The organism is Clostridium moniliforme (assembly GCF_017873235.1).
Lineage (GTDB): Bacteria > Bacillota > Clostridia > Clostridiales > Clostridiaceae > Clostridium > Clostridium moniliforme.
This window is the reverse complement of the sequence record NZ_JAGGJZ010000003.1, coordinates 39669-62642: the sequence shown is the minus strand read 5'-3', so window position 1 is coordinate 62642 and position 22974 is coordinate 39669. Positions and strand designations below refer to the sequence as shown.

The following is a 22974-nucleotide window of genomic DNA, read 5'->3' as shown; positions in this document are numbered from 1 at the left end:
ATTTATAAAAATGAGAAGATTTAAATCTTCTCATTTTTATTCTTCTATCTTTTTAATTTCATTTCTTATATCTGACATTTTATTATCTAAAAGAGTTATCATATCAGCACATTCTTTTAATTCATCTGATATATTATCAAAAGTCTTATTCCTATATTTATAATATATTTTATGTTCAAGACTTGCCCAAAAATCCATAGCTATTGTTCTAATTTGTATTTCTACTGGAACATTTTTTGTACCTGTAGATAAAAATACAGGTATTGTTATTAATACATGTAAACTTCTATATCCATTTTTTTTAGGATGTTTTATGTAATCTTTTATTTGAACTACATTTATATCATTTTGATTAGCTAATATTTCAAATATTCTATATATATCATCTGTAAATGAACATATTATTCTAACACCAGCTATATCATTAATATTTTTTATTGCATTTTCAACTGTAGGTTCAATACCTTTATTTATAAGTTTTTGTATAATGCTTTTTGGCTTTTTAACTCTAGTTTTTATATGTTCAATTGGATTATAATCATGTAGATTTTTAAATTCACTATTTAATATATTTATTTTAGTATTTACTTCTTGTATAGCAAAATCATATATTATTAAAATATCTCTCCAAGTTAAAAGTTTTTCTTTTTTAGAAATGTCCTTACTTAAACTTTTTTCTTTCCCATATATAATATTACTCACTTTCCCATCTCCCTTAAAATTAAAAACTATTGTTAAAAATTTAAAGCGTTGGCATATTAATACCAACGCTAAATGTTAAATTATTTTAATGCGTCAATTCTTCCTTTAACAGCCTCTAGCATTTCAATATATTTAACTCTTTTTTCCTTTTCACCTAATACTACCTTTTCAGGAGCTTTTGCTACAAAACCTTCATTTGAAAGCTTCTTATCTATTCTTGCAATTTCCCCTTCTAATTTATTAAGTTCCTTATTCAATCTTTCAAGTTCTTTATCTCTATCTACTAAGTCCAGTAGTGGCATAAATAACTCTCCACCTTTTACAACTAGAGATACAGCATTTTCTGGAACTTCATTTTTATTTTCTATAAATGAAACATTAGATGCTGATGCTAATTTTTCTATATAAGCTGCACCTTTACTAAAGGCATCCTTTGCTTCATCTGAAATATAACATATAACGTTAGCTTTTCTAGATGGCTTAACATTCATTTCAGCTCTTAAATTTCTTAAGTTTTTAATAGCTTCAATAACAAATGCCATATCTTCCTCTGCCTTTACATCAAGTAATTCTTCTTTATATTCTGGCCAAGCTGATAATGTTATTGTTTCTTCCTTATCATTTAAATGAGTAAATATTTCTTCTGTTATAAATGGCATTACTGGATGAAGAAGCTTAAGACCTGTTTCTAGCACTGTAAATAATACATTGTATGTTATTCCCTTAGCTTTCTCATCTTCTCCATATAGTACTGGTTTAACAAGTTCTATATACCAATCGCAGAATTCAGTCCACATTAAATCATAAATCTTTTGAAGTGCTATTCCAAGTTCAAATTTATCCATATTTTCTGTAACTTCTTTAACTAAAGTATTTAATTTTGAAAGAATCCATCTATCTGCTAAACTATAATCTTTTAAGTCTTTATATTTGTTCATTAAATCTCTGTCTAAATTCATCATAACAAATCTTGAAGCATTCCAGATTTTATTTGCAAAGTTTCTAGCAGATTCTACTCTTTCTGGATAATATCTAATATCATTACCTGGTGCATTACCAGTTACAAGCATAAATCTTAAAGCATCTGCTCCATAAGTATCAATAACTTCTAATGGATCTACTCCATTTCCTAAAGACTTACTCATTTTTCTTCCTTCTGAGTCTCTTATTATTCCATGTATTAATACATTTTCAAATGGTGTTTCTCCCATATTGTGTATTCCACTAAATATCATTCTAGCAACCCAGAAGAATATAATATCATATCCAGTAACTAAAGTATTTGTTGGATAAAAATATTCTAAATCTTCTGTTTTATCTGGCCATCCAAGAGTTGAGAAAGGCCATAGAGCTGATGAAAACCATGTATCTAAAACATCTGTTTCTTGTTCTAAATTATGACTTCCACATTTTTCACAAGTTGCAACCTCTTCTGTTGATACATTTATGTGGTTACAATCTTTACAGTACCATACTGGTATTCTATGTCCCCACCATAATTGTCTTGATATACACCAATCTTGAATGTTTTCCATCCAGTTGAAATAAGTTTTTTCAAATCTTTCTGGTATAAACTTAGTTTTATTATTTCTTACAACCTCTATAGCTGGATCTGCTAAAGACTGCATCTTTACATACCATTGTTTTGATATTATTGGTTCTATTACAGTTCCACATCTATCATGTGTTCCTACATTATGAGTATGATCTTTTATTTTAACTAAAAGTCCAAGTTCCTCAAGATCCTTAACTATAGCTTTTCTTGCTTCATATCTTTCTAGCCCTTCATATTTTCCACCATTTTCATTTATGAATCCCTTATCATCCATAACTCTTATTTCTTTTAAGTTATGTCTCTTTCCAACTTCAAAGTCATTTGGATCGTGAGCTGGAGTTATTTTAACTGCTCCTGTTCCAAATTCAATATCAACATAGTCATCTCCAACTATTGGAATTTCTCTGTTTACTAATGGAAGAATTAAAGTTTCTCCTATAAGATGTTTAAATCTATCATCATTTGGATTAACTGCAACTGCTGTATCTCCAAGTAATGTTTCTGGTCTTGTTGTTGCAATTTCTAAGAAACCTTCTCCGTTTTTTAATGGATAGTTTATGTGCCAAAAATGTCCATTTTGTTCTGCATATTCTATTTCAGCATCTGATAAAGCTGTTTGACATTTAGGACACCAATTAGTTATTCTATTTCCTTGGTATATAAGACCTTCATTGTATAGCTTAACAAATACATGTTTAACTGCCTTATCTAAATGTTCATCCATTGTAAATGCTTCTCTTGTAAAATCAGCAGAACATCCCATCTTTTTAAGTTGAGTTCTTATTCTATCTCTATACTCATCTGTCCATTCCCAAACTTTTTCAAGGAAAGCTTCTCTTCCCATTTCCTTTTTCTTAAGACCTTTTTTAAGAAGCTCATTTTCAACTTTAACTTCTGTTGCAATTGATGCATGGTCTTGACCTGGAAGCCAAAGAGTTGAATATCCTTGCATTCTCTTAAATCTTATAAGCATATCTTGAAGAGTATTGTCAAGTGCGTGACCTAAATGTAACTTTCCTGTTATGTTTGGTGGTGGCATAACTATTGAATATGATTTTTTATTTTTATCAATTACTGGTGTAAAATATTTTTTTTCTTCCCAAGTTTTATAAATTCTATCTTCAAATTCTTTTGGATTATATGTTGTTTCAATATTTTTTATATCTGACATTTAAACTCCTCCTAAAATTAAATATATTGAATAAAAAAAGAACTTTCATCCTACAAAAGGACGAAAGTTCGTGGTACCACCTTTATTCCTACAAGGTTTATAATAAACCTTTATAAGCTCTTAATTCAAATAACGACCTAGAAAAATGGCCGTCTTTAGTTACTACTATTTCACTAAAGAAACTCAAAAGCTACCTTCAAAATATTCAGTATAAAGGGCTCTCACCTAATCCCCTCTCTCTTTGATACTTCCTAAATTTACTCCTCTTTATCTTTGCATTTAATATATACAATTTTATGTACATATTATGTTATATCATTAATTGACTTTTGTCAATTAAATTATTCATGTAAAGTTGCACTTGCTTCTTTAAAAGCTTGTTTCACTACTTCTTTTTCATGTACATTAATTTCTTTAACTTTACTTTCTTCTTCTTTTAATTTTTTAAATGCAACTGAAAGCATAAGTTTAATTCTATTTACTTGATTTACAACTGAAGCTCCTGGGTCATAATCAACAGCAACTATATTTGCCTTTGGATAATTTTTCTTTAAAGCTTTCATCATTCCCTTACCAGTTACATGGTTTGGAAGACAAGCAAATGGTTGCATACAAACAATATTATCTGCTCCACTTTTTATAAGCTCTATCATTTCTGCTGTTAAAAACCATCCTTCTCCAGTTTGATTTCCTAATGAAAGTATATTTGATGCTAAACGTCCAAGTTCTTTAATATTTTTTGGTGCTTCAAATCTTTTACTTTCATCTAAAGCTTTTTTCATTTCTTTTCTATAACTTTCCATATATTTCATAGCAATAATATTTAAATCTCTAGATGTTCTACTAAATGCTAAATATTTATATTTAAATTCGCTATCATAAGCTGAATAGAAGAAAAATTCTAAAAGATCTGGAACAACAGCTTCAGCTCCTTCACTTTCTAAAAGACTTACTATATCGTTATTAGCTGTTGGATGATATTTAACTAATATTTCTCCAACTACACCTACTCTTGGTTTTCTAATATTTAATAACTCTAATTCATCAAACTCTTTTATTATGCCTTTAACATTTTTATTAAATTCTCTCTTACTTCCATTTTTAACATTTTCTTTTGCAATCTTATTCCATTTATTATAAAGTTCATTTGCAGACCCTTTTACTTTTTCATAAGGTCTTGTTCTATATAATACTCTCATAAATATGTCACCATAAATCAGTGCCATTAAAGCTCTCTTTATAAGCTTTACTGTAATTTTAAAGCCTGGTTGCTTTTCAAGTCCAACTGCATTTAATGAAAGAATTGGAACATTGCTAAATCCTGCATTTTTCATAGCAAGTTTTAAAAATCCAATATAATTTGTAGCTCTACATCCTCCACCAGTTTGAGATATTATAACCGATGTATTATTTAAATCATATTTTCCTGATTTTAAAGCTTTTATTATTTGACCAATTACAATTATTGATGGGTAACAAGCATCATTATTTACATATTTTAAACCTTCTTCAACTGCTCCTGGATCACTAGATGGCAATATTTCAAGATTGTAACCAGATGCATTTATAGCCTCCTCTAAAATATCGAAATGTATTGGTGACATTTGTGGACATAATATTGTATGTCTTTTTCTCATTTCCTTTGTAAATACAGGATTTTTATATTCTATATTTTCAGTTACAGGAACATAATTATTTCTTTCTCTTTCTTCTATAGCTGCCTTTAATGATCTTATTCTTATTTTAGCAGCTCCTAAATTATTTCCTTCGTCTATTTTAAGTACAGTATATATTTTCCCTTTTTCTTGTAAAATTTCATTTACTTGATCTGTTGTTACAGCATCTAATCCACAACCAAAAGAGTTAAGTTGTATCATTTCAAGAACATCTGAATCTCTAACATAAGCTGCTGCTCTATAAAGTCTTCCATGATATGTCCACTGATCAACAACTCTTAAAGGTGCATGTAATTTCCCAAGATTAGCTACACTATCTTCTGTTAAAACAGCCATTCCAAAGGAATTTATAACATCTGGAATACCATGATTTATTTCTGGATCTATATGATATGGTCGTCCTGTTAACACTATACCTTTTTTATTATTCTTTTTAAGATATTCAATTACTTCTTTTCCTTTGTTTTCTATATCCTTTTTATAGTTTTCTCTTTCAATAAATGCCTTATCTACAGCTTCTTTTGCTTCCTTTATATCTACTCCAAAATCTTTAAACTCTTCAACTATTCTTTTAGCTAAAACTTTCTTATCATCTAATGAGAAAAACGGTGCTATAAATTTTATATTTTTCTCTTTTAATATATCCATATTATTTTTTATTACTTCTGGATATGAAGTAACCATAGGACAATTATAATGATTATTTGAATCACTAAATTCTTTCTTTTCATACGGGATACAAGGATAAAATATTGTATCTACTCCATTTTCTATTAATGCCATTATATGACCATGAACAAGTTTTGCTGGATAACAAGCTGAATCTGAAGGAATTGTATCTATTCCTTTTTCATAAAGCTTCTTTGATGAAACTGGTGATGAAACAACTCTAAATCCTAGTTCTGTAAATAAAGTAAACCATAAAGGATAATTTTCATATATATTTAACACTCTTGGAATTCCAATTGTTCCTCTTTTAGCTTCTTCCTTCTTTAGAGGCTTATATCCAAAAGTTCTTTTAAATTTATATTTATAAAGATTTGGAACCTTTTCTTTATTTATACTAAGTCCAAGTGGTCTTTCACATCTATTACCAGATATAAATTTTTCATTAGTTGAAAAAGTATTTTCAGTTAATAAACAGTTATTACCGCACATTCCACATCTTCTAAATTCTGAAGTCATTTTAAAATCTTTTACTTTTTCCTTTGGTAAAAGAGAAGACTTTTCTCCTTCAACATATCTTTCTTTTGATATTAATGCTGCTCCAAATGCTCCCATAAGTCCTGCAATATCTGGTCTTATAACTTCTCTTCCTGATATTTTCTCGAAACTTCTAAGAACTGCATCATTATAAAAAGTTCCACCTTGAACTATTATTTTTTTACCAAGTTCTTTTTCATCTCTAATTTTTATAACTTTATATAATGCATTTTTAATTACTGAATAAGAAAGTCCTGCTGATATATCTCCAACAGTTGCTCCTTCTTTTTGTGATTGTTTAACTCTTGAGTTCATAAACACAGTACATCTTGATCCTAAGTCAACTGGTGATTTAGAAAATAAAGCTTCTTTTGCAAAATCTTGAACTTCTAATCCAAGAGATTTTCCAAATGTCTCTATAAATGAACCACAACCTGAAGAGCAAGCTTCATTTAAAAGTATACTATCTATTACTCCACCCTTTATTCTTAAACATTTCATATCTTGACCACCAATATCAAGTATAAAATCTACTCCTGGCAAGAAATATTCAGCAGCTTTATAGTGAGCAATTGTTTCAATTTCTCCAATATCCATATGAAGAGCTGCCTTTATTAATGCTTCTCCATATCCTGTAACTGTACTGTTTGCAATTTCTACACCTTCTGGAAGTTTACTATATAAATCATTCATAATACCTACTATAGTCTTTAATGGATTTCCTTCGTTACTTCCATAAAATGAATATATAATCTCTCTGTCTTCATTAATTAAAACAACTTTAGTTGTTGTTGAACCTGCATCAATTCCTAAAAATACTTTTCCTTTAGTATTTTCTAAAGATCCTCTCTTAGCTTTTGCCTTATTATGTCTTTCTTTAAATTTTTTATAATCTAACTCTCCGTCAAACAATGCAGGTAGCCTTTGTATATTATCATCTTTTGCTTCACTAATTGTATTAACTTTGTTAATTAAACTTTTAAAAGAAATTTCTTCTTCTTCACCTGCTAAAAATGCTGCTCCCATAGCAACAAATAATTGTGAATTCTCTGGAAATATAATTTCATTTTCCTTAAGTTCTAAAGTCTCAATAAATCTATTTCTAAGTTCTGATAAAAAGTAAAGTGGCCCTCCTAAAAAAGCTACATTTCCTTTTATAGGTTTACCACACGCAAGTCCACCTATTGTTTGATTAACAACTGCTTGAAGAACAGAGGCTGCTATATCTTCCTTTTTAGCACCTTCATTAATAAGTGGTTGAATATCGGTTTTAGCAAAAACACCACATCTTGAAGCAATTGGATATATAATTTTATGTTTTTTTGCAAGTTCATTAAGTCCTGATGCATCAGTATTTAAAAGTGATGCCATCTGATCTATAAAAGCACCTGTACCTCCAGCACATGTACCATTCATTCTTTGTTCAATGCCACCTTTTAAATAAGTTATTTTAGCATCTTCTCCTCCAAGTTCAATTGCGACATCAGTTTGAGGTATAACCCTCTCTATAGTTTCAGTACAAGCTATAACTTCTTGTACAAATTTAACATTAAGCCAATTAGAAACTGAAAGTCCTCCAGACCCTGTAATAGTTACTGTAATTTTTCTATCCCCTACTTTTTCATAACATTCTTTCATTAACCCAATTATAGTATTCTTTATATCTGAATAATGTCTTCTATATTCAGAAAAAACTATAGTATTATCACATTTTAATAATACTAATTTTACAGTAGTAGACCCTACATCTAACCCCAATTTATAATTGTTCATTAATTTACACCTACTTATCAATTTTAAATAAAACATCTATATATGTATTATATATTAACTTAATCTCAAATCAACATTTTATATAAAATTATAATTACATTTATCTAAAATTTAAGATTAATTTAAAGTTTTTTTAAATTTTTAGTATAATTTTGGTAGACTGCGTATATAATATAAAAATTGTGTACATACTGTAAATATAAAGAACATTTTCCTTTAATAACATACTATAAAACTTAAATTTTTATTTATTCTTTCTATACAAAAAGTTTATTTTTCTTAAGGAGGTTACTGTGAATTACTTTAGCGAAGCAAATAGACTTTACAATACTAAAGAATATGAAGAAGCTATAAAACTTTATCAAAAAGCTGTAGAATATAAAGAAAATGAAGCTTGCTCTTACTATAATTCTGGAGTTTGTTTTATTAAACTAAAAAATTATGATTGTGCAATTAATATGTTAAAGAAAGCAATTACATTTCAAATGGATAGTAAATATTTCTTTAATCTTGGATATTGCTATGCAATGAAGCAAAATAACAAAAAAGCATTAATATATTTTAATATATCTTGGGCTTTAGATAATAAAGATAAAGATTGTGAAAAGGCCATTAATTTAATACTTTCTAAATATAAAAAAGATTAGCATTTATAAATGCTAATCTTTTTTTCTTTTACCACTCACCAGCAATACTTTTTTCTTTATGATCAGAATTAAAATTAGGGTTATTAAAATAATTTCCAGCCATATAAAATGTTGGATCTACATTAATCCATTTTCTTTGATTTTTTAAATAAACTTGATTCCATGCATGACTTATGTATTCTTCTCCATTATAGGCCTCACCAATAATCATTCTAACTTTAATATTAACTGCTCTACACATGGCAACATAAAGACAAGCATAATCAAAACAAATACCTTTTCTACTTTTAAATGTTTCTATAGCTCCACTATTAGTTACATTATTTTTATTCATAATTTTATCTGCTTTATCATCATCATACCTTATGTGAGTTCCTATCCAAGTATATATAGCTTTAGCCTTTTCTCTATCAGTTTTATATGGAGCAGTAATTTCAATTGCCTTATTATTAATTTCACTATTAGACTTTATTCCCTCTTTTAATGTAATGCCATTATAATAAACAACTGTTGAATTTGATATATCCTCCACAAGGCCACTTTTTATTTTGCTTATTCTTTTTTCATCTATTAAATTTGAAATTTTATGATATGCCTTTAAATTTGAAAACATATTAATCTTATATTTTGGACTTGTAAATCCATTATAGGTTACAACTGCAATTAGTATACATAGAACAATTAGCATTCCTCTTATAAAACCTAATAAAATACTAAATATAAATAATAAACTTTTATTATTTGAAAGTAATCTATTAAAATTAAAACTAAATATAGAATTAATTAATCTAAAAACTGTATATATAATCCACTTTATAACAAAAAATATTATAAGTAATATTAATAGTTTTATTACTATATTTAATGTTTTATCAGGACTTATTCTAAGTAAAAACTTTTCTATTTTAATATTAAAGAAATTATAAAATAAAAATATTATAAAAAAACTAATTACACTTGATATACTACCAATTATAGCGACAATTACATCTCCTAAATCTTTATTTATCATAATATTTTTTATACTTATAATAATTGTCCAAACTACTACTATTAGAGTAATTATTTGTGATAAAGTTAAATTCATACTATTCTCCCTTGTAATTTAAATAAATCTTACTAAGAATATCTTTAGCTATACTATAATCATACCCTCTACCTAATAAATATCTTATTATTTTATTTTTTATTTTAAAGTCATCATCTTCTCTTTTTGAAACTGATAAATACTTCTTTTCTGCTAATATATAAGCTCTTTCTAATTCATATTCTTTTTCTAAATTTAAGAAAGCTTCATCTATTAAATTGTTATCTACACCTTTTTGCTGTAATAAGTATTTAATCTTATTTCTTCCTTGATTTCTTATATGATCTTTAACAAACATTTTTACAAATTTAGAATCATCTATAAATCCATACTCTTTTAAAAAATTTAAAGTTTCATCTATAATATCCTCATCAAATTCCTTTAGAAGTAATTTATCTTTTATTTCTTTTTCTGTCTTGTAACTTCTTTCTATTGTTCTTAAAGCACTTTCTTTACACTTTGCTAAATTTTCAGCTTTTATAACTTCAGCAAATTTTTCTTTATCAAATTGTTCATTTAATTTTATATTAAATTTATATACAAGTTCCATACCTATTGAAAATGAATACTCATTATCTATATAAATATTTACTCTTTCTTTATTTCTTTTACCTGTTTCTATTTTTGTTATTTTACTCAAATTAAATCACCTTAAATTTTCTCTTCTTAAAACATGAATAGTTGGTTTTCTTAAAACCTTTTTAGCTACTTCATAAATTTCATTTTTTTCTATATTGTTTATTCTATCCATATCTTTTACAAATTCAAGAGTATCTTCATCACTAAGTTCTTGATGAAGAACATAATTACAAAGATCTGCTGAATCTTCAAGTGTAGATATAACTGCTGTTTTATGAACTTTCTTCATAATTTCTAAATCTTTATCTTTAAATTTTATTTTTCCACTTAAAATATCATTAATTACTTTATCTATTGCTTTTTTAGCTTCTTCTATATCTTCTTCACCTACTGATGTGTATATATACAAAACTTTTGAATCTTTACTTATATCTAGATGAGTAAAAATATCATAAGCTAAGCCCCTATTTTCTCTAACTTCTCTAAAGAGTAAGGAGTTAGCACTTTCTCCAAGCCTATGATTTAAAATTCTTAAAGGCAATTCATCTTCCTTTTTTAACTCATTAAAAGTATATAAATAAACTATAGTACTTTGTTCTATTTCACTTTTATAACTTGTTGCCTCAATTTCTTTATTTTTTTCTAATACTATATTCTTTTTTCTATTTTCTCCCCTTTTCCAGTTTAAAAAATTATCTTTTATAAGATTTAAAGCTTTCTCGTGAGAGAAAGAAGATACTATTGTAATTACAGTATTATTTGGAACATAATTTTCTTTATAAAAATTAATTAAATCCTTTTTACTAAAATTATTAACATTTTCTTCAATACCTATTACATCATATTTTAAATAACTTTCTTTAAAAGCAACTTCATCAGTTTTCTTAAAGCTTAAATCTTCTATATCATCTTTACTAGTTCTTATTTCAGCTAAAATTACTGACCTTTCCTTTTCAATTTCCTCTGCTGGAAAATTTGAGTTTCTTATCATATCACCTAAAAGAACTATTCCATTTTCTATTTCTTCTTCTAAACAACTTACTGTATAAACAGTTGCATCATAATCTGTATAAGCATTGTATTCTCCACCTAAACATTCCAGTTCTTCATTTAACTCTTCATTACTTCTTGAAGTTGTACCTTTAAAAAGCATATGTTCTATAAAATGACTTATACCCTTTTCATTTAGTTTTTCATACATTGCTCCAATATTTACGCCTACATTAATTGAAGCAATTTTTGTATCCTTTTTTACCGTTATAACTCTAAGTCCATTTTCCAGTATTATCTTCTTTATATCAAAATTCAATTTAATCATATTCCTCTCCCGTTGTAATTCAATTACAACCTTTAATATAATATGTTTTAATAAATAATACAATACAAACATTATAAACTATTTAAATATTTTCATATTTGTATATAATGTAAGTAAGTGTTTTTTTAATAGGGGGTGAAATAATATGAAAAAATCTATACTTATAGTAGAAGATGAACTGAAAATTAGATTTTTAATTAGAGACTATTTTTTAAAAGAAGATTTTGATATATATGAGGCAGAAGATGGTGAAGTGGGGCTTGAAATCTTTTCTAAAGAAAAGATTGATTTAATAATTTTAGATGTAATGATGCCAAAAATGAATGGTTTTGTATTTTTAGAGAAAATTCGTTCTGTATCCTCTGTTCCAGTTATTCTCTTAACGGCAAAGGCTGAAGAAGATGATAAACTTCAGGGATATGAGTTTGGTGCAGATGATTATATGACAAAACCCTTTAGTCCAAAAGTTTTAGTTGCAAAAAGTAAGGCTTTGCTAAAAAGAACAAAAAAGAATGTTGATTCTAGTTATCAAGAATTTAACGGCCTTACAATAAATAAACTTTCTCATGAAGTTAAAGTAGATAATAAAAGTATTTCCTTATCTCCAAAAGAATATGAACTTTTATTATATTTAATATCAAATGAAGGTATAGCCCTTTCAAGAGATACAATATTAGATAATGTTTGGGGAATAGATTATTATGGCGATATAAGAACTGTTGATACAAATATTAAAAGACTTCGTGAAAAACTATTAAGTAAATCAAGTTATATAGTTACTGTCCGAGGAAGTGGTTATAAATTCGAGGTGAAATAATGAAAAAAACTTTATCAAGAAGATTGTTTGTAATGACATCAGTATTTCTTGTTTGTTTTATGGCTTTAACTTTAATTTTTCAAACATTTATTTTTGAAGATTTTTATGAACGTAAAAAAACTGATGTTTTAACTAAAGAAATTGAACAATTTTCAAAACAAAATTCCTTTGAACTTAAAAATCCATCTAAATTGTATACTGCTTTAAAAGAATTTGAAAATAAAAATAACTCAAAAATAGCAATCTTTTCAGTAGATGGTAACCTTAGATATATATCAAGTAATTTAGAAAATGATAAAGAAGATATTAAAATGTTAACCGAGTTTTGTAAAACCTTATTAAAAAGCAAAGAAATTCTATATCAATTATTTAAAACTAATAGACCTGTTTCTACTAACTTTTATTCAAATAATGGTGCTAATAAAAATATTGGAGTTGCGGCTCCTATGTCAATTAATAGTATAGATGATTCTTTAGTTTTGTCTGTTGCCTCACTTCAACCAATTATTGAAGCAAGTAATGTTATAAATGAATTTTATATTTATATGTTTATAGGAATATTATTTATTTGCTTAATAATTTCTTCTATCTTCTCTAGTTTAGTTAGTCATCCTTTAAAAAAGATTAATCATATTGCAAATAAGATGTCTAAAATGGATTTTTCTGAAAAATGTGAAACTAATAGAGATGATGAAATAGGCAACTTAGCTAAAACTTTAAATTTCTTATCTGAAAATCTTCAATCTTCTCTTCAAAATTTAAAGGAACAAAATAAAAAGCTTGAAGAAGATATAGAAAAAGAACGTAAACTTGAAACTATGAGAAAAGATTTTATAGCAAGTGTAAGTCACGAACTTAAAACACCAATAGGAATAATAGAAGGTTATGCTGAAGGGGTTAAAGATGGAATAGTATCTGGAGAGGATGAAATAGCTTATTTAGAAACTATAATAGACGAATCTAAAAAAATGGGTAAACTCGTTTCAAATATGTTAGAACTATCAAAATTAGAATCTGGAGTTATTAAACCTCAACTTGAAATATTTAATATAAATAGATTAATAGCAAAGGTTGTAAATACATTAAAACCTGATTGTATTGAAAAAGATTTAGAAATTAAATTTTTACCAAATACAGAATATTCATATGTTAATGCTGATATTTTTCAAATGGAACAAGTTCTTACAAATATTATAACTAATGCTATAAAATATACACCAAAAAATAATAATATATTTATATATATTGATGAAATAGATAATGATTATTTTAAAATTTCAGTATTAAATACAGGTACATCAATACCTGATGGAGAAAGTATAAATTTATTTAATAAATTTTATAGGCTAGATAAATCAAGAAATAGAAAAAGTAATAGCACAGGTTTAGGCCTTGCAATTGTAAAAAATATTTTAGATCTATACCACTCATCTTATAATATTAAGAATGTAGAAAATGGTGTATTATTTGAATTTTCACTAAAAAAAGAAGAACCAGAAGAAATAAATGATTAAAACAAAATTTTCAGTTTAAAATAATTAAGGCAAAATAATAAACTTTTATTAGGTTATTATTTTGCCTCTTTAATTAAAATTTTTATTTTTTAAATCATTCCACCATCTATTCTAATTATTTGTCCTGTAATGTAAGAAGCTTCCTCTGAAGCTAGAAATACTACACATTTTGCAATTTCATATCCTTCTCCAAATCTTCCCATAGGAATCTCTTCCTCTAATTCACTCTTTTCTTCTTCTCCTAAAAAGTTATTCATAGATGTATTTATAACTCCTGGTGCTATCCCATTAACTCTTATATTTGAAGGTGCAAGCTCCTTTGCAAGAGCTTTAGTAAAAAGATTAATTCCTCCTTTAGAGGCAGAATATAAAACTTCACAAGAAGCTCCAACATCACCCCACATAGAAGAAATATTTATTATATTTCCTCCCTTATTTAACATATAAGGTATTGCATGTTTTGTTATATACATAGCTCCTAAAAGATTTGTAGAAATAAGTCCATTTATATCCTCTTCACTAGAATCCATAAATAATCCTATACTACTTTTCCCTGCATTATTTACTACAATGTCTAATGCTCCAAATTTATTTATAGCTTCTTTTACTATTCTCTCTCCACCTTTAAAAGTTGAAATATCTTCCTTAAATTTTATAGCATATCCACCAAAATCTTTTATTATTCTTAAAGTTTCATCTGCCCCTTTATCATCTTTTGAATAATTTACTAAAACATTTGCTCCATTTTTTGCAAGTTCTACTGCAATATCCCTTCCTATTCCTCTAGAAGCTCCTGTAACTATTGCAACTTTACCTAATAATTTACTCATTTTATTACTCCTTACTACATTCCTTTAGTACTCTAATTATATTTTTATAAAATATTTTTTCTATATCCTCTTCACTAAATCCTTCTTTATTAAGGGCATAATATAGTTTATTCATTTCACTTGTATCTTTTATTTCAACTTCATTTTCTATTCCATCAAAATCACTTCCAAGGGCTAATACATCAATTCCACCAATATTTCTAATATGTTTTGCATGTTTTACTAAATCACTAATTGAAGTTACCTCATTTTCTCCTACAAAACTACTGCAAAAATTAAGTCCCATAACTCCACCTTTATTGCTTAGTAATTTTATCATATCATCAGTTAAATTTCTTGGATGGTTCATTATTTCCCTTGAATTAGAGTGAGTTGCTATAAATGGTTTTTTACATATTTTAACCAAATCATAAAATCCACCATCAGAAAGGTGAGATGCATCTGGAATTATACCTACTTTCTCCATTTCCTTAACCATTTCTATTCCTTTTTCCTTTAAACCCTTATCTTTGTACTTAAAATTATAATTTGGATATCCTAAGCTATTTTCATAATTCCAAGTTAATGTTATTATTCTTATTCCAAGGTCATATACTCTTTTAATATTTTCTAAATTTCCTTTTAAAACTTCTCCCTCTTCTATAGAAAGAATAGCTGCTAATTTTTCTTCCCTTTCACACTCTTTCAATTCTTCTATATTTCTAACTATTTTTATGGAATCTTTATTTCTTTCAGTTTCTAAAATAAAATTATTATACATATCCATAAAACCATTAAATGGATCTTCAACTTCTTCTAAATCTAAGAAAAAAGCAAATATTTGACCAAGTGCTCCTCCCTTTTTTAAATTTTCTATATTAACTTTGCAAATGCTTTTATCTAAATGCAAGTTTTCATTTATCATCCTATAGGCTGTATCACAATGTAAATCAATATATTTCATAAAAGTTCCTCCAATAATTTTTATAATAATTATATTATACATCCTAATCCTTTACGAGTTTTAAATAAGCTTCAATTTTTTCAGGTCCTGCTAAAAAAGTTCTTCTTATACATAAATTATTTTCCTTTGAAACTTCAATACTCCATTTTACTAAAGATATAAGTCCCTTATTAATTTCTAAAGATGTTATACTATATGGAAGAACACATGAGCCATCATTAAAATATATTCCTTCATTAATCTTTGGAAATCTTGCTCTATGTGTATGACCTGCAATTAATAATATTTTGTTTTCTTTTGCAAATCTGTCTAGTTTTTCATCTATTTTATTTCCTTTTTTATAATTATTGGCAGGACTATTTGGTGCTTTAAATCCCGCAATTCCTTCTAAAAATCTCCAAAAATATCTTACTAAAAACCTAGTAAATTTGCTTAACTCATCATTCATAAAATCTAATTGATGTCCATGAATTACAATTCCTTTTTTATTTGAAGGATTAAAGTTAAGAACTAAACCATTATAAAACTCTAAATTATTTATTAAATTCAAAAACTCTTCACCAAAATTTTCACCAAACCTTTTAAATTTTCTTTCATGAAAGTTTTTAAAATCTTTGTTTTTTTTCATTTTATCATGGTTTCCATATATCATATAAAGCCTGTCATTATTATTAAATTTATTATATATACTAAAAACATCCTTATAATTATAAGCTATATCTACACAATTTTTATTTTTCCAAAGTTCATCTCCATCTCCAACTTCAATTAAAGTATATTCTTCCCTATAATAATATCTTAGGGCAGCTAAATATATATTTTTATTTCCTATTAAAGAATCTGCACTTCCTCCATCGCCTCTGTGAATATCACTTATAAATACTAATTTTGAATTTAAATCAACTTCTATAGTTTTCCCATTATTTAATATATTTTTTAATTCTCTTTTACCCATAAAATATCTCTTTAAAATTACTATGTATTATAAATATATTCTCAAAATTTTAGGCTATGTTTTATGTAAGTTTTCATTTATATATCTAAGCTTTTAAATATAATTGCAAAAATATAAGCACAGATAGAGACTATAATTTCAATCTCTTTTTCTGTGCTTACTTTTAAATTTATTTATACATTCTATGTTTTGAACTTAAAGCTAAAACTCTATCTTTTAATTCTTTAGAACCTTCTTCTCTAATATTTATTGCATCATTTATTATTGAAGCAATTTCTTTCATATCTTCTTCTTTATAACCTCTAGTTGTTACTGCTGCTGTTCCAATTCTAACTCCTGAAGTTACAAATGGACTTCTTTTTTCATTTGGAACAGTATTTTTGTTTAATGTAATTCCAATTGAATCTAAAATATGCTCTGCTTCTTTACCTGTTATATCTTTATTTGTTAAATCAACTAATATTAAATGATTATCTGTTCCACCTGATACAAGTTTAAAGCCGTACTTTACAAGTTCTTCTCCTAATACCTTACAGTTTACTACAACTTGTTTCATATACTCTTTAAAGCTAGGATCTAAGGCTTCTTTAAAGCATACTGCCTTACCTGCTATAACATGTATTAATGGACCTCCTTGCATCCCTGGGAATATATTTTTATCTATATCCTTTGCATATTTTTCCTTACAAAGAATAAGTCCTCCTCTTGGTCCTCTTAATGTTTTATGTGTTGTTGATGTTACAAAATCAGCATAAGGAACAGGTGACATATGTAATCCTGCTGCAACAAGACCTGCAATATGTGCCATATCTACCATAAGATATGCTCCTATTTCATCACATATTTCTCTGAATTTTTTAAAATCTATCTCTCTTGAATATGCACTAGCTCCTGCAACTATTAATTTTGGTTTATGCTTTAAAGCAAGTTCTCTTACATTATCATAATCTATAACTTCTGTTTCTTCATTAACTCCATAAGATACAAAATTAAATAATTTACCTGAAAAATTAACTGGTGATCCATGGGTTAAATGTCCACCATGGCTTAAATCCATTCCAAGAACAGTATCTCCTGGATTTAACACTGCAAAATATACAGCCATATTTGCTTGTGAACCTGAGTGAGGCTGAACGTTTGCATGTTCTGCATTAAATAACTTTTTAGCTCTTTCTCTTGCAAGGTCTTCTACTTTATCAACTGCATAACATCCACCATAATATCTTTTACCTGGATAACCTTCTGCATATTTATTTGTTAAATATGATCCCATAGCTTCCATAACAGCACAGCTTGCAAAATTTTCTGATGCTATAAGCTCAATACCTGTTTCTTGTCTTTCTTTTTCTTCTTGAATTAAATTATAAATTTCTTTATCTACTTTTAATACTTCTTCAAAGTTCATATTTTTCACCCCAATTTTTTTAATTATAAAGATTATAAGATTTAAATAATAATTTTTCAATATTCTTAATGAAATTTATATTATTATATCATAAATATTACAAATTTATAATGTCATAATTTGCAATATTTATGATATAATACTAATGTCAAAATTACTTTTAGGAGGGGATATTTTGGATGTAAACAGACTACTTCACCTAGCTACATATGCAGGTATGATAATGCTTCAAAGTGGAGCTGAAATATATAGAGTGGAAGAAACAATTTGCAGAATATGTCAATCCTATGAAATTGATGAAGCAAATAGTTTTGTTACTCCAACGGGAATAATGGTTTCTATATCCTATAATAAACATACTTATTCATTAGTTAAAAGAGTTCACATAAGAGGAGTAAACTTACACAAAATAGAACAAGTTAATGACTTATCTAGAAGAATTGCAACTTTTCACCCTTCTTTCGATTCAATAAATAAAGAACTTAATAATATAGATAAAATGCCAAGATATTCTTTAGCAGTTACATTGCTTTGTGCTGGTTGTGCTGCAGGTTTTTTTGCAATACTCTTTGGTGGAACTTTTAGAGATTTAATTGCTGCTTTTTTTATTGGAGGTTTTATAAAATATCTCTTTGATTTATTTGGTAAAATGTCTATTAATGATTTTTTCATAAATTGTATATGTGCTGGAACTTCAGCTGCTTTCTCAATATTATTTTTAAACTTAGGTTTTATAACAAATATTGATGAAACTATAATAGGTGCTATAATGATTTTAGTTCCAGGACTTGCAATTACAAATGCTATAAGAGATACTATTGCAGGAGATTACCTTGCTGGAATAACAAAAGCTAGTGAAGCTTTTATGGTTGCAATTGCAATTGCCGTTGGAACTGGAGGAGTTATTAGCTTTTGGCTTAAGGTTTTAGGAGGTATTTAGTATGAAATTACTTTTACAAACTATATATTCAATTATTGCAACTTTAGGATTTGGAATCATTTTTAATATTCATGGGAAAAACTTAATTTTTGCTTCTATAGGTGGTGGGCTAAGCTGGTTTATATATGCTTTAGGTCTTGAAGTACATTTTTCAAATACAACATCTTTTTTCTTATCAGCTGTTGTATTTAGTACTTACTCAGAAATACTTGCAAGAAAATTAAAAACTCCAGTAACAACACTTGTTATTTGTGCTCTAATCCCTTTAGTTCCAGGTTCAGGTATGTATTATACAATGTATGAAGCTGTAACTGGAGATATTATGAAGTCACTTCAACTTGGTCTTAATACTCTTGCAAGTGCTGGAGCCTTAGCTCTTGGCGTTATATTTGTTTCCACTATAACAAGACAATACTATTCAGTAAAAGCTCTAAGAAAGAAAAAAATTGAAAAAGAAAAAATAAAAAAAGCTTGAGAAAATTTTCTCAAGCTTTTTTTTATTATTGTATTGTTTTATTTTTATGATGATTATAAATATAAAATGGAACTCCTATTAACATTAATATAAATCCCCACATTACAGTCTCTGCTCCTGATCCATATATTGTCCAAATTGAATATATAAAAGCTAATATTGGAACTATACCTTTTGTTATAAAAATCTTAAAATTAAATTCTTTTACTCCCTTAAACATTAACATTATATCTGCTGCTGATGTTAAAAGATATATTGGTAAAAATGAAAGTGTTGCAAGTATAGTTATAAATGTAAAGGCAGATACCATACTTTTTTGAAAATTCATAATTAAAAGTATATTTACTAATATTGATCCAGTTATTAAAGCATTTGCTGGTGTTCCATACTTTGGATGAAGTTTACCAAAAAATTTTGGAAATACTCCATCTTCTCCTGCCGCAAAGGCAACACGTGCTGTTGAAAGAAGCCATCCTATAGTTGTTCCTAATATACATATAACAACTGCAATTGTAATTGGCTTACCAATTGAACTACCTAATATTTTAGTTAATATATCTGTAAGAGGTGCTTGACTATTTGCAAGTTCTCCATTTGACATTGCACCCATACTTGCTATACTAATTAGCATATAAATTATAGCTGCAATTATCATTCCATAAATTGTACTCTTTTTAACATTTTTTTCTGGATTTTTTATTTCTCCAGCAGTTACTGTCGCACTCTCAAGTCCTACAAACGCCCAAAGAGTTGAAGTTGCAGCTAGTGAAATAGTAGACAAGCCCTTACCTTCTGGAATTAACGGTGTTATATTTGAAATATCAAAATTTAAAAAGGCAACTACTATAAATATTGCAAAAAATGCAATTTTAAATACTGTTGCTAAAGTTTGAAGTTTACCTGCTTTTTTAACCCCTATAATATTTATTATGGTAAAAAACCACAAAATTATACTTGTATATATTATTGAAACCATTGGATCTCTAAGTGCTGGAATAACTGCTGCACTATAACTTGAAAGGGCTACTATTATAGCTGCATTTCCTATCCATGAACCATTCCAATAAAGCCAAGCACTTAAAAATCCTGCAAATTCTCCAAAAGCTAATTTGGTATATTGGTAGGCACCTCCTGTTGTAGGGTATTTTGAACCTAAATTTGCAAATGATATAGCAATTAATATTGATCCTGCTGATGTCAAAATCCAAGCAACTATTGTAGCTAGTGGACCTGAAAGTTGTGCTAATGTAGCAGGAAGCATAAACACTCCTGAACCTATCATATTCCCACAAACAAGCATAGTAGCCATAAATAGGCTAATCTCTTTTTTTAAATTTTTTTCCTCCATGTTTCCCTCCTAATTTTTAGAGTAAAAAAATAAGCTTAAAAGTTATTTTTTAACTTTAAGCTAATTATCTTACAATACAAATATCTATATTACCCCACTAATATTTTAGTCTCTGTAATTGTATACAAATTTTCGAAAAATGTCAAATATTTTTAAAATTTGTAACCGTTTATTCATTATTTAATTTTAATTTAACTTTTAAATATATTAATATATATTTAAATATCAATATTAATAATAAATAAAAAAGCAAAATAATAAATTTAAAAATATATTTCTATAATATTTTATTTAAACACTAAATTGCATCTTTTATTCAAATAATGCTTACTATTTAAAATACTTTTACTATATATTATTTTGCTTTTTTATTAAATTTCTATATTAGAATAACTCTTTAACTTTCTTCCCTATTCTCTCTCCAAAAATCATAGGAGTTTCTAAATCATCATCATTAACTCCATTTACACTTACATATCCTAAGTGAAAAAATGGTCTTCCAAGAGAAGATCCTCCTGAATAAACAAGCATTCCCTTTACCATTAAGTGATTTATTAAAGTAAGTAATGCATTATCTGCTCCACCCCATATATAATTAGCTGTTCCATATACAGCTCCAAGTTTTCCACCTAAATTTATATTATGAGATTCATCAAGCCACTTTTTTATCTGCCATGTAGTATTTGCTAAATATGTAGGTGTTCCAAATATTACTCCCTTACTTTCATCTAAAAATTTCATATCAATACAATCAATTGACATACACTTAACTTCTATATCATCTACTTTCTCTAAGCCTCTTTTAATAATTTCTCCTAATTTTTTAGTTTTTCCACTTTGTGAATAATACAAAATTGATACTTTCATAATTATCCTCCTTATATTTGTCTTTAGTTTTCAATATTACTTGTTCTTAAATTAGTTGACTCATTCCAACTAATATTACAGGAAAAAATAAAGGACTTTAAAGATTCTTTATTTTCTTCTATCATATTAATTAAAGTTCTTGCTACATATCTTCCTTCTTCATAAATTGGTTGAGATATAGTAGTAACTGATGGATTAGCATAGTATGTCCATCTACGATCTTCAAACCCTAATATTCCTACTTCATTTGGTATATCTAATTTTTTATATATTATATAATCATAAGCCTTTTGAAGTATTTCCCCATCTACAGTAAATATTAAATTTTTACTTCCTGGATTTAATGCTCTATCTATTGCTTTATTTATATCTTCTCTTTTTATTTCTTCGTTAATTATTTCTACTTTATAATTAATTTTAAGTCTTTCTAAAGTTTCTATAAAGGCTTTTTTTCTTTCCCATATAGGCATTGAAATTTTAGGATTTTCTGTTAATAAAACAAAATTATTATATCCTTTAGTTACAAGTTTCTCTATTGCTTCTCTTGTAATATCAAAATTATTTATTTTAACAAAAGTTCCTTCAAAATTATTATCTACAGAATTTAGTAATAAAAGCTTTTTTCCTCGTTCTCTTATTTTATCTATAAGAGTAGCTATTTTTCTAGTACCTTGAATTATAAATCCATCAACACCCATATCTAACATTCTATTTATATATTTCTCTTCATTATTAAAATCAAATTTGCTACTTCCTACAATTATTTGATAACCTTCTTTTCTTGCAGCCATATCAATCTCTTTTACTATAGCACTACTAAAAGGATTACATATATCAGCAACTATAACTCCTATTAAATTAGTTTTCTTATATGTTAATGATCTTGCAACAAAACTTGGACTATAACCTGTTTCTCTTATAATTTGCTCTATTTTAAGTCTTGTTTCTGAAGACATTCTATCACTTTTTCCATTTAGATAAAATGATATTGTAGTTTTTGAAGTTCCTGCCATATTAGCTATATCTTTTATTGTTATATTTTTCATTACACTCCTCTTTTCAAAAAAATTTATAACAACCATTAAGTTATTTTAGGTACAGCTATAAAAAAAGCTATGAATTAAAAAATAATCTTAAATCCATAGCTTTTAGCTTAAAATAAATTAATT

Annotated in this window: 18 protein-coding genes and 1 other annotated feature; of the genes, 5 read left to right on the top strand and 13 right to left on the bottom strand. The window is 26.9% G+C overall.

The window, feature by feature from the left end; genetic code table 11:
* Positions 1-36: 36 nt before the first annotated feature.
* The 3 genes from J2Z53_RS06100 to J2Z53_RS06090 all read right to left on the bottom strand — a co-directional run bounded on the left by J2Z53_RS06100 (position 37) and on the right by J2Z53_RS06090 (position 8080).
* Positions 37-702, bottom strand: a complete 666-nt coding sequence (locus J2Z53_RS06100) for a GTP pyrophosphokinase (RefSeq protein ID WP_327786701.1) — start codon at positions 700-702, stop codon at positions 37-39.
* Positions 703-782: 80 nt separating this feature from the next.
* A complete protein-coding gene (locus tag J2Z53_RS06095; protein ID WP_209796514.1) occupies positions 783-3428 on the bottom strand; it encodes a valine--tRNA ligase in 2646 nt (881 codons plus the stop codon).
* Positions 3429-3481: 53 nt separating this feature from the next.
* Positions 3482-3711 (bottom strand) — a binding site (T-box leader).
* Between the two features lie 58 nt (positions 3712-3769).
* Positions 3770-8080, bottom strand: a complete 4311-nt coding sequence (locus J2Z53_RS06090) for a 2-hydroxyacyl-CoA dehydratase (protein ID WP_209796505.1) — start codon at positions 8078-8080, stop codon at positions 3770-3772.
* 272 nt (positions 8081-8352) lie between these two features.
* On the opposite strand from J2Z53_RS06090, the gene J2Z53_RS06085 reads away from it, so the two are divergent.
* A complete protein-coding gene (locus J2Z53_RS06085; protein ID WP_327786704.1) occupies positions 8353-8727 on the top strand; it encodes a tetratricopeptide repeat protein in 375 nt (124 codons plus the stop codon).
* A gap of 28 nt (positions 8728-8755) precedes the next feature.
* On the opposite strand, the gene J2Z53_RS06080 is transcribed toward J2Z53_RS06085, so the two are convergent.
* Genes J2Z53_RS06080 through J2Z53_RS06070 form a run of 3 tightly spaced genes read right to left on the bottom strand, consistent with a single transcriptional unit; the run spans position 8756 to position 11711 of the window.
* Entirely contained in the window at positions 8756-9814 is a 1059-nt protein-coding gene (locus tag J2Z53_RS06080) for a transglutaminase-like domain-containing protein (protein ID WP_209796501.1), read from the bottom strand.
* A 1-nt stretch (position 9815) separates the two neighbouring features.
* Positions 9816-10454, bottom strand: a complete 639-nt coding sequence (gene recX / locus J2Z53_RS06075) for a recombination regulator RecX (protein WP_209796499.1) — start codon at positions 10452-10454, stop codon at positions 9816-9818.
* A 6-nt stretch (positions 10455-10460) separates the two neighbouring features.
* On the bottom strand, positions 10461-11711 hold the full coding sequence (locus tag J2Z53_RS06070; RefSeq protein ID WP_209796497.1) for a M16 family metallopeptidase: 1251 nt from the start codon (positions 11709-11711) through the stop codon (positions 10461-10463).
* 145 nt (positions 11712-11856) lie between these two features.
* Here J2Z53_RS06070 and J2Z53_RS06065 point away from each other — a divergent pair, with 145 nt between their 5' ends.
* Together J2Z53_RS06065 and J2Z53_RS06060 are read left to right on the top strand one after the other, a co-directional pair.
* The gene (locus J2Z53_RS06065) at positions 11857-12528 is read left to right on the top strand and encodes a response regulator transcription factor (RefSeq protein ID WP_209796495.1); all 672 of its coding nucleotides are present in this window, start codon (positions 11857-11859) and stop codon (positions 12526-12528) included.
* The gene (locus tag J2Z53_RS06060) at positions 12528-14042 is read left to right on the top strand and encodes a sensor histidine kinase (protein ID WP_209796493.1); all 1515 of its coding nucleotides are present in this window, start codon (positions 12528-12530) and stop codon (positions 14040-14042) included. The genes J2Z53_RS06065 and J2Z53_RS06060 overlap by 1 nt, the downstream gene beginning before the upstream one ends.
* A gap of 89 nt (positions 14043-14131) precedes the next feature.
* On the opposite strand, the gene ymfI is transcribed toward J2Z53_RS06060, so the two are convergent.
* From ymfI to J2Z53_RS06040, 4 genes are all read right to left on the bottom strand, one after another.
* On the bottom strand, positions 14132-14872 hold the full coding sequence (gene ymfI, locus J2Z53_RS06055; RefSeq protein WP_209796491.1) for an elongation factor P 5-aminopentanone reductase: 741 nt from the start codon (positions 14870-14872) through the stop codon (positions 14132-14134).
* A gap of 4 nt (positions 14873-14876) precedes the next feature.
* On the bottom strand, positions 14877-15815 hold the full coding sequence (locus J2Z53_RS06050) for a dipeptidase (RefSeq protein WP_209796489.1): 939 nt from the start codon (positions 15813-15815) through the stop codon (positions 14877-14879).
* A gap of 43 nt (positions 15816-15858) precedes the next feature.
* The gene (locus J2Z53_RS06045) at positions 15859-16770 is read right to left on the bottom strand and encodes a metallophosphoesterase (RefSeq protein WP_209796487.1); all 912 of its coding nucleotides are present in this window, start codon (positions 16768-16770) and stop codon (positions 15859-15861) included.
* Between the two features lie 169 nt (positions 16771-16939).
* The gene (locus J2Z53_RS06040; protein WP_209796485.1) at positions 16940-18175 is read right to left on the bottom strand and encodes a serine hydroxymethyltransferase; all 1236 of its coding nucleotides are present in this window, start codon (positions 18173-18175) and stop codon (positions 16940-16942) included.
* Between the two features lie 175 nt (positions 18176-18350).
* On the opposite strand from J2Z53_RS06040, the gene J2Z53_RS06035 reads away from it, so the two are divergent.
* Positions 18351-19115 (top strand): threonine/serine exporter family protein, encoded by a 765-nt coding sequence (locus J2Z53_RS06035; protein WP_209796483.1) that lies wholly within the window; start codon positions 18351-18353, stop codon positions 19113-19115.
* 1 nt (position 19116) lies between these two features.
* Entirely contained in the window at positions 19117-19590 is a 474-nt protein-coding gene (locus J2Z53_RS06030; protein WP_209796481.1) for a threonine/serine exporter family protein, read from the top strand.
* 25 nt (positions 19591-19615) lie between these two features.
* Here J2Z53_RS06030 and J2Z53_RS06025 read toward each other — a convergent pair whose 3' ends face one another.
* The 3 genes from J2Z53_RS06025 to J2Z53_RS06015 all read right to left on the bottom strand — a co-directional run bounded on the left by J2Z53_RS06025 (position 19616) and on the right by J2Z53_RS06015 (position 22851).
* Positions 19616-20938 (bottom strand): APC family permease, encoded by a 1323-nt coding sequence (locus tag J2Z53_RS06025; RefSeq protein WP_209796479.1) that lies wholly within the window; start codon positions 20936-20938, stop codon positions 19616-19618.
* Between the two features lie 384 nt (positions 20939-21322).
* Positions 21323-21805: a flavodoxin family protein gene (locus J2Z53_RS06020; RefSeq protein WP_209796477.1), complete on the bottom strand. Its 483-nt coding sequence runs from the start codon at positions 21803-21805 to the stop codon at positions 21323-21325.
* A 23-nt stretch (positions 21806-21828) separates the two neighbouring features.
* Positions 21829-22851 (bottom strand): LacI family DNA-binding transcriptional regulator, encoded by a 1023-nt coding sequence (locus J2Z53_RS06015; RefSeq protein WP_209796476.1) that lies wholly within the window; start codon positions 22849-22851, stop codon positions 21829-21831.
* Between the last annotated feature and the right edge of the window lie 123 nt (positions 22852-22974).